Below are 8718 nucleotides of genomic sequence, written 5' to 3'. Positions count from 1 at the left end.
CGCTTCGTTGGCTTTTCGCGCGCAGGGCGCGCTCCTACAGGCCGCCATGTATCCCCCCATTGCGGTCGCCGTGCGGTAGGAGCGAACCCTGTTCGCGAACCCTCAGCCAGGCTAAGGCGAACGAGGCCATGCGCCCCAGGCAAGCGAGCGGTCCCATCCAACGAAGCGCACCGCCGCTCGACCCCACGCTGCCTCAGTCCCCCAAAGAGCCGGCGGGCGCCACCCTCGCGTCCGGTAGCCGCAGGCGAGGGGTCCGACTGGAAGAGGCCGCGAGAGCGGGGCCGGTCAGGGGTGACCGGCCGTTTTCGGGGAGGCAGGGACAGCCGACTCGAAAACCCCCAGTCGGAGTCCGACCCGGCCGAAGGCCATTGAAATACGGCCGCGGTAGCGGCCCTTCCCTGAGGGGTCGCCGCAGGCGTGGACGCGAGGGTGGCACCCGCCGGCTCTCCAACGCGACACAACACGCTGCGGCAAGCCAACCGCGATGGCGAAGCCGAGCCCGTCAAATAAAGCCCCCCACCTCAGCTAAACCCCTGCTGACCTCTCACAATCCGCTCCAGCTTGTCCGGGTTCCTCTGGACATGAATGCTCTGGATCGTCCGTCCGTCGGTGACGTACGTCTGCGCCGATTCAAGTTTCCCTTCGATGTAACGCAGCAACGCCCACTCGCCGTTAATGCGCGTAAGCCTCACCGTCACCCGATCGCCATAACGAAGGTGGGCGGCGTAAAACACCTGCGCGATCCGCTGCGCGCCCAGCATGGGCTTCGGGAAACTGTTGACCTTGCCGCCGCCATCGCCGGTGAGATCCGCATCCGGCGCAAGCATCGAACGAATGGCGGGGAAGTCGCCCGCCGTGAGCGCACCGGCGAAGCGGCGCATCAGGTCGAGGTGGTCGTCGCGGGGCACCCCGGCGCGCGGGCGTGCGTCACGCAACTGATCCTTCGCCCGGTGCACGAGTTGCCGACAGCTGGCCTCGCTCTTTCCGATCGCGCGCGCGATCTCCGGGTAATCTTCGTCGAAGACCTCGCGCAGCAGGAACGCGGCGCGCGCGTCGGGAGACAAACGTTCGAGCACCAGCAGAAAGGCGACTGAGACGTCGCTGTCCAGCTCGTGGAGATCCTCCGGCGAGGTGCCCTCGTCCGTAAGAATCGGCTCGGGTAGCCATATGCCGACGTATTCCTCGCGGCGCACCCGTGCGGCGCGCAGGCGGTCGATCGCTCGGCGGGTCGTTGCCGCCACCAGCCACGCCTCGCTGTTACCGATCGCGGCCTGGTCGGCGGCATTCCAGCTCAGCCAGATATCCTGCACGAGGTCCTCTGCCTCGGCCACGGAGCCCAGCATGCGATAGGCGATGCCGTGGAGGCGAGGGCGCAGCGTCGAGAAGGTAGTCGTGGCCTGATTCATACCCATAAGACGGCGCACCCCGGGCATTTGTGACATCGCCCGGAGTGTCGCACGCCGAGTCGCGCCGGATGCGTCAGGCGGCCACGGCCGGCGCGTCGGAAAGGCCGGCCTTGTCGAGTCCCCAGGCCTTGTCCATCGTGCCCGGCACGGTGCGGAAGGCCACGTTGAGGCGGTTCCACGCGTTGATCGCCGCGATCACGAAGGTCAGGTCGGAAACTTCCTTCTCGGAAAGCTGGCCGCGCACACGCTCGTAGAGGTCGTCCGGCACGCCCTGCGCGGGGATCCGGGTCAGCGCTTCGGTCCAGGCCAGGCTGGCCCGTTCGCGAGGCGTAAAGAGGTTGGACTCGCGCCAGATGGCGACGTGGTGCAGGCGCAGGTCGTGCTCGCCGTGAATGACCGCCTGCTTCACGTGCATGTCCACGCAGAAGGCGCAGCCGTTGATCTGCGACGCGCGGATATGGACCAGGAGGCGGAGGGATTCTTCGATCGAGCCCTTGCCCTCGGCCATGCTGAGTTCGGTCAGCTTTCTGGTCAGTTCCGGGGACTGCTGCTGGTAATCGAGACGCTGGGTCATGGCGAAATCCTTGAAGTGAGTGATGGAGGCCGAACGGATCGGCTTCACATGTCAGACGAGATCGCCATGGGTTTTGTGACGGGCCCTAAGACCAACGTAGGGTGGCGGGCACCCGAAACCCGCTTAAGATGCGACCCGGGGCAGTACCACTTCAACGGCAGGGGACACATATGGCAACCGGTGGCTTGCTTGCGCGTGAGCGCACGATCGCGGGACCGAGGTTCAATCGCTGGCTGGTTCCGCCCGCGGCGCTCGCCATCCATCTGTGCATCGGCATGGCCTACGGCTTCTCCGTCTTCTGGCTGCCGATGACCACGCTGGTGCCGGGTGCCGACGCGGGCGCGTGCGCGACCCAGGGCTTCCTCGATCAGCTGACCACCACGACCTGTAACTGGACGGTGCCCTCGGTCAACCACATCTTCGAAACGTTCATCGCCATGCTGGGCCTCGCCGCCGCGATCTGGGGCGGCTGGCTGGAGCACGCCGGGCCACGTAAGGCGGGTTTCATCGCCGCGTGCTGCTGGGGTGGCGGTCTGGTCATCGGCGGCATCGGCGTATCGATGCACCAGCTGTGGCTGGTCTATCTCGGTTGCGGGTTTCTGGGCGGCGTAGGGCAGGGGCTGGGGTACATCACCCCCGTGTCCACCTTGATCAAATGGTTTCCGGATCGTCGTGGTCTGGCCACCGGTTTCGCCATCATGGGCTACGGCGGCGGCGCGATGATCGGTGCGCCGATCGCCGTCAAGCTGATGAGCGTGTTCAAGGATGGCGACATCGCCGGCGTCTCGAAGACGCTGATCTGCATGGGCGTCATCTACTTCGTAGCCATGACCCTGGGTGCGTTCGGATTTCGCGTCACACCGAGTGGCTGGAAGCCTGAGGGCTACCAGCCGGTCGCCTCGAAGGCCACCCTGATCTCGCATGGCCACGTCCATCTCAGCCGCGCGTGGAAGACGCCGCAGTTCTGGCTGATCTGGGGCGTGCTGTGCATGAACGTGACGGCGGGTATCGGCGTGCTCTCCATGGCCAGCCCCATGCTGCAGGACGTGTTCGGCGGTCGGCTGCTCGGGGTCGACCCCGGCACCGAACTGAGTACGGCGCAGAAGGCGGCGATCGCCGCCGCGGCCGCCGGTCTCGTGGGTCTGATCAGCCTCTTCAACTCCGTCGGTCGCCTGGCCTGGGCCTCGGCGTCGGATTTTCTCGGCCGCAAGAACACCTACTGCGTGTTCTTCATTCTCGGCATCATCCTTTACTGCACGCTACCGACGCTGGGACACATGGGGCTGGCCGCGCTGTTCGTCATTACCGTCTGTCTGATCCTCTCGATGTACGGCGGCGGCTTCGCCACCGTGCCCGCCTATCTGGCGGATATCTTCGGTACGCAGATGGTCGGCGCCATCCACGGACGTCTGCTCACCGCCTGGTCGGTCGCCGGGGTCATCGGTCCCGTGCTGATCGCCGGGGTCCGTGAGGCGCAGCTGAGCGCGGGCGTGGCGAAGAACCTGGTCTATGACCGCACGCTCTACATCCTGGCCGGGCTGCTTCTGATCGGCCTCATCTGCAATCTTCTCGTTCGCCCGGTGGATCCGAAGCTGCACATGACCGAGGACGAACTGCGGCACGAGCGGGCGTTGCAGCACGAAGCGCAGAGCACCGACGCCAGCGTCGCGTCCGCGGCGCGCGGTTCGTTCGGCATACTGGGTGTGCTCGCGTGGCTGGCGGTCGGGATCCCGTTCCTGATCGGCGTGTGGATCGCGCTGCAGAAGGCGACGGCCCTGCTATAACGGTCGTCTGGATGCATACCGGGGGGCGAGCCATGACAGGGACGGAAGAGTCGCGCGGCAGTCTTGTCTGCGTCGGTGTGGGCATGACGCTTGGCTCGCACCTCACGCCGCTGGCACGCAGTGAGATCGATCGCGCCGATGTCGTCTTCGCGGGCGTATCCGATCCTCTCGTGGAGATGTGGCTGCGCGAGATGCATGCGGACGTGCGCAGCCTGCAGCCGTATTACGCGGAGGGTCGATCCCGTAGCGACACGTATGCCGACATGGTCGAGGTCATCCTCGCCGAGGTACGACAAGGCAGGCGTGTCTGCGGGGTGTTCTACGGTCATCCGGGCGTGTTCGCCCTGGCCCCGCACCGGTCGATCGAGCGCGCACGCAGCGAGGGCTTCGACGCACGCATGGAGCCCGGGATTTCCGCGGAGGACTGTCTGTATGCCGATCTGGGTATCGATCCCGGTACGTACGGCTGCCAGCACTTCGAAGCGACGCAGTTCCTGTTGTACCGGCGGATGATCGATCCATCGGCCTGGTTGTTCCTGTGGCAGGTGGGGCACGTCGGCGACCTGTCGCTTGCCCGGCGCGGCACCGGGCCCGGCTATCGCCGGGTGCTGGTCGACGTGCTGTCGGAACACTTTGCCGTGGACCATGAGGTGATTTTGTACAAGGCGCCGACGCTGCCGATCGAGTCTCCCTCGATCCGGCGCCTGCCGCTTTCGCGCCTGGCCGAAAGTGCTATCAGCACCTCGGAGACCCTGGCGATTCCCCCGGGACGTGCGCTCGATCCCGCACCCGGGATGCGGGCGCGTCTGCAGGCGCTCGCCGCGGACGAGGATGCCGTTCCCGTGCCAGCGCCGCCTGCGTCACACCCCGCGTGACCCGGCCACGCGGCCTACTACAACCCGTGCTGTCATAGGGATATCATCCGGTCCAGGCGCCTCGAGGGGAGGATCGCCGGACATCGGCCAGGGGTAAGGCCTCTGCGCCCAAGGGAATCGCACATGGGCAGTGTTGTCGGCTGGTTGGCGCGCGTCGGGGGAGACGCGTCGTTGAGGCACGCGACGGCGGAAACGCTGGCGCTTGCCATGAATGAAGAAGATCTCGGTGACGACGTTCGTGAACCCCTGGGTGCGCGCGACGCCGATGCGCTGCGCGCGGTGATGGGGCAAGGCATCTACTTTTCGAGCCTGATGCCCATCCAGCCGGATCACGAGGAAGAAGAAGGCGAAGACGAAGACGGCGATGAAGACGAGGGTGACGGTAAGCCGCGTCCTTCGAAAATTCCGCTGGGCGGACCCGGAGCCTGATTCAATGAGATGGAACACCCGTCGCTGGGTCGCCGTGCTGCTGGCCGTCTTTATGGCCAGTGGCACGTTGCGTGCCGCCGACGATGCGCAGGACGCGACCGCGGCCCAACTTTCCGGGATCACCGATAAGCTCAACGAGGCCGATGCGGTCAAGATCCGGGATTTCGGCCGGTATTCCCGGTTGCTCGACGAGGTCGAGCCCTTCGAGTCGAAGCTCGATGACGAGCAGCGCGCCATGTTTCACTTCCTGCGCGGATGGCGCGCTACGTGGGTGGGTGACTACGAAAACGCCAAGGTGGAACTGGAGAAGGTGGCCGATCAGTCGGTGAATTCCTTGCTCCGCCTTCGCGCGTTGTCGACCCTGGTCAATCTGCTGGGTGTCGGTCACCGTTATGAGGACGCCTTCAAACGGCTCAACGAACTCCAGGAACTGATGCCATCGGTTCGTGACCGGAAGGCGCGCTTCCAGGCGATGGGTGAGGCTTCGCAGTTGCTTAGCTCGGCAGGGCAGTTCGAGCAGGCCGAAGCGTACGCCAAGGACATGATGGCCGAGCCGCCGCCCGGCGAAACGGTATGCAAAGGTGCGCAGCACCTGCTGCGCGCGCGGCGTGAAGCCAACCGGCTCGACACGATCGACCCGATGTTCCTCGATGCGATCGAGCAGTGCGAGGCCAGGGGCGACGATGTCTTTGCCGACAGCATGCGCGCGGACATCGCGGCGTTTTATCTTTCCCATGGTCAGCCCGAAGAAGCGGTGAAGCTTCTTACCGAGCACCGGGACAATCTGCGCACCCTCAATTATTCGCAGCTGCTCGGCGAGTTCGACTCGCATCTTGCGCAGGCGTACCTCGCGCTGGGTGACTTGTCGAACGCACGGCGCTTCGGGCTTTCAGCCGTGGCCGGGGCGATCCGTGACGAGTTCACCGATCCTCGTCGAACGGGATACCTGGTGCTTTATCAGGTCGAGCAACGCCTGGGACACGCGCAGCAGGCGTTGACGTTTCATGAGCAGTACATGGCGGCGGACAAGGCGTACCTGGATGACATCAGTGCGCGCAGCCTCGCGTTCCAGATCGTCGATCAGCAGTTGCTGGCGCGCAAGACGGAAGTCGACGCGCTCAACAAGCAGAACGAAATCCTGCGCCTCAGTGGGGTGCTCGACCGCAAGGAAGTCGAGACCGGACGCTTGTACATCTTCATCCTCGGTCTCGCCCTGTTGGCGATCGTCTGGCTGGTGCTCTGGCTGCGCCGCTCGCAGCTGCGCTTCATGAAACTCGCGCGCCGCGACGGCCTTACGGGGATCTGCAATCGCGAGCACTTCGTCGAACAGGCGGAGCGGGTGCTCGCCTACGGTGCGCGATCCGATCGTGGCCTGTGCCTGATCCTGTTCGACCTGGATCACTTCAAGAACGTCAATGATACTTACGGCCACGCGGTGGGCGACGAAGTGCTCAAGCGAGCGGTGGACGTGTGCCGCCGCTCGCTGCATGCCTGCGACGTGTTCGGGCGTCTGGGTGGCGAGGAGTTCGCCGTGTTGTTGCCCGACTGCAGTCCGGCACAGGCACGTGCGCGCGCGGAACAACTGCGGCTGTCGATCGCCGCTACCGCCGCTACGCCTTCACGGCCGGAACTCTTGGTGACCGCCAGTTTCGGTGTGGGGTCGACGCTGCAATGCGGGTATGAGTTGCACCGGTTGCTGGTTGTGGCGGACGCGGCGCTTTACCGGGGCAAACGGGCGGGGCGCAATTGCGTGTTCATGGGAGATACCGGGGATATTCCGGATTCGCCGTATCTGACGGAGGCGCGGGGGTAGGAGGCGTGCGAGGATGCCGGTTCAAACCTGGCAAACGTCCATAAAAAAAGGCCGCTTTCGCGGCCTTTTTTCAACCCGTCTGCAGCTGATCAGCGCTGACGAGCCTTGAAACGGGGGTTGCTCTTGCAGATCACGAACACTTTGCCGCGACGGCGTACGACTTTGCAGTCACGGTGACGCGACTTCGCGGACTTCAAAGAGGAAAGCACCTTCACGGCCAGCTCCTGAAACTTTAAGGACAAGGAAAAACGGAATTGTAGCCATCCGGCCTGCTTAACGCAAGCGCTCGGAAAGATTCGGGTTTCAGCCGAGGCCGAGCTTACTGCGGGCCTGGCGGACGGTGCGCAGGAAACTGTCGAGCACCGGGGACGTATTGTCCACGCGTGAGGCCACCGCCAGCAAGAGGTGGGCCTCCGGGTCGTCGACGGGAACGAAGGCGATACCGTCCAGGTGGACCGCGCGCAGCGACGCCGGGACCAGTGCAAGCCCCAGACCGGCAGCGACCAGAGGCAGCAGGGAAGGGATCTGCTGCGCTTCCTGGCGAACGTTCGGTCGGAAGCGCGCCTTGTTGGCCAACAGGTTCAGGCGGTCGATGAGGGTGGCCGCGTGCGCACGTGGCGGCGCGACCCAGCGCTCGGACGCCAGTTCCTCCATGCGCACCGACTTCCGTCGGGCGAAACGATGGTCGAGGGGCAGGGCGATGACCAACGGCTCGTGGTCGATCACTTCCACATTCAGCTGGCGCGCGTTCGCCACGCCTTCGGGATGGGCGCGCAGCAGGCCGACGTCGATCTGGCCGCTGAGGATCGCGTCGTACTGGGCACCGGTGAGCATCTCTCCGAGGTGCAGGCTGACGCCGGGCGCTTCATGTGAGAACCGCAGCAAGGTTTCCGGGAGCGCGGGATGAAAGGATACGGAGACCGCGTAGGCCAGCCGAAGCTGACCGGTGAATCCCGCCGCCGCCTCGCTGACCACGGTGCGCGCGCTTTCGGCGCGAGCGAGGATGGCCTTGGCCTCGACGAGAAAGAGACGACCCGGTTCGGTCAGCGCCACGCGGCGACGGTTGCGATCGAGCAGGCGCACGCCCAGATCCGCCTCGAGGGCCTGGATCTGCTGTGACAGCGGGGGCTGCGAGATATGCAGTCGCTGCGCCGCCTGGGTGAAGCTCAGGGTTTCCGCCACTTCAACGAAGTAGCGCAGTTGCCGCAGATCGAACATAGTCGAATTTCATATAAGTGATCGCTGAAAGATATATTGGCGAGAATTTCCTAGGAAATCTATGCTTCGTCTCGGCCTACCACCAACCCCTCCCCCTGGGTCGGTAGGTCCCTCGCCCCGTAGCGACGCTAATCACCGATATCTGGCCTACCTCCCCCCCCGAGGCCCATATCGAGGCGTTTGCTCCGGGGCGACTTTCTTTGTGCGGCCGGAACGTGGCAGTCGCGCGCAGGGCGCGCTCCTGCATGGGGCTGAATCGCGCGCAGGGCGCGCTCCTGCATGGGGCTGAATCGCGCGCAGGGCGCGCTCCTACTTGTAGGAGCGCGCCTGTAGTGGCCGGGTTTTTCAGGACCACCAAGTAGGAGCAAAATCTCCTGCGAGGTGAATCATGGCTCATAGAAAAATTCCGGCAGCGGTCAAAGCCGAGGCAATACGACTGGTGGTCGAGGTGGGATATCCCCCGCCTCAAGCCGCTCAGATGATGGGTCTGGGGCCGACGGCCCTGAGGCGATGGGTGGAGGAATGGCGCGAACGGCAAGCGGCGATACCGGACGATCCGGTGGAGCAGCGACGCCTCATCGCGCAGCTTCAGGGACAGTTGAAAGCCTCTGAAGACGCT

Annotated in this window: 9 protein-coding genes; 5 read left to right on the top strand and 4 right to left on the bottom strand. The window is 64.9% G+C overall.

Annotated elements, in window-relative coordinates; translation table 11 throughout:
• Positions 1–521: 521 nt before the first annotated feature.
• Both B5X73_RS20345 and B5X73_RS20340 read right to left on the bottom strand, forming a co-directional pair.
• On the bottom strand, positions 522–1412 hold the full coding sequence (locus B5X73_RS20345; protein ID WP_343124648.1) for an RNA polymerase sigma-70 factor: 891 nt from the start codon (positions 1410–1412) through the stop codon (positions 522–524).
• Between the two features lie 67 nt (positions 1413–1479).
• Complete coding sequence (locus tag B5X73_RS20340; RefSeq protein WP_079523077.1) at positions 1480–1980, bottom strand: carboxymuconolactone decarboxylase family protein; 501 nt, start codon at positions 1978–1980, stop codon at positions 1480–1482.
• A gap of 170 nt (positions 1981–2150) precedes the next feature.
• Between B5X73_RS20340 and B5X73_RS20335 the strand changes: the two genes are divergently transcribed.
• From B5X73_RS20335 to B5X73_RS20320, 4 genes are all read left to right on the top strand, one after another.
• Entirely contained in the window at positions 2151–3764 is a 1614-nt protein-coding gene (locus tag B5X73_RS20335; protein ID WP_217699802.1) for an OFA family MFS transporter, read from the top strand.
• 32 nt (positions 3765–3796) lie between these two features.
• Positions 3797–4639, top strand: coding sequence for an SAM-dependent methyltransferase (locus tag B5X73_RS20330; RefSeq protein WP_079523075.1), 843 nt, complete (start codon positions 3797–3799; stop codon positions 4637–4639).
• 123 nt (positions 4640–4762) lie between these two features.
• Positions 4763–5068, top strand: coding sequence for a hypothetical protein (locus B5X73_RS20325; protein WP_036112537.1), 306 nt, complete (start codon positions 4763–4765; stop codon positions 5066–5068).
• A 4-nt stretch (positions 5069–5072) separates the two neighbouring features.
• Positions 5073–6881: a tetratricopeptide repeat-containing diguanylate cyclase gene (locus tag B5X73_RS20320; RefSeq protein WP_176167906.1), complete on the top strand. Its 1809-nt coding sequence runs from the start codon at positions 5073–5075 to the stop codon at positions 6879–6881.
• An 89-nt stretch (positions 6882–6970) separates the two neighbouring features.
• On the opposite strand, the gene ykgO is transcribed toward B5X73_RS20320, so the two are convergent.
• Positions 6971–7096 (bottom strand): type B 50S ribosomal protein L36, encoded by a 126-nt coding sequence (ykgO, locus tag B5X73_RS20315; RefSeq protein WP_029213509.1) that lies wholly within the window; start codon positions 7094–7096, stop codon positions 6971–6973.
• Positions 7097–7184: 88 nt separating this feature from the next.
• Positions 7185–8099 carry a LysR substrate-binding domain-containing protein gene (locus tag B5X73_RS20310; protein WP_079523073.1) on the bottom strand — a complete coding sequence of 305 codons (915 nt, stop codon included), beginning with the start codon at positions 8097–8099 and terminating at the stop codon, positions 7185–7187.
• Positions 8100–8487: 388 nt separating this feature from the next.
• Between B5X73_RS20310 and B5X73_RS20305 the strand changes: the two genes are divergently transcribed.
• A partial coding sequence (locus B5X73_RS20305) for a transposase (protein ID WP_079523072.1) occupies positions 8488–8718 on the top strand: 231 nt, incomplete at its 3' end.

It is taken from the genome of Luteibacter sp. 22Crub2.1 (genome assembly GCF_900167995.1).
GTDB classification, from domain to species: Bacteria; Pseudomonadota; Gammaproteobacteria; order Xanthomonadales; family Rhodanobacteraceae; genus Luteibacter; species Luteibacter mycovicinus.
The sequence above is the reverse complement of the archived record's forward strand: the minus strand, read 5'-3'. Positions and strand labels throughout refer to the sequence as shown.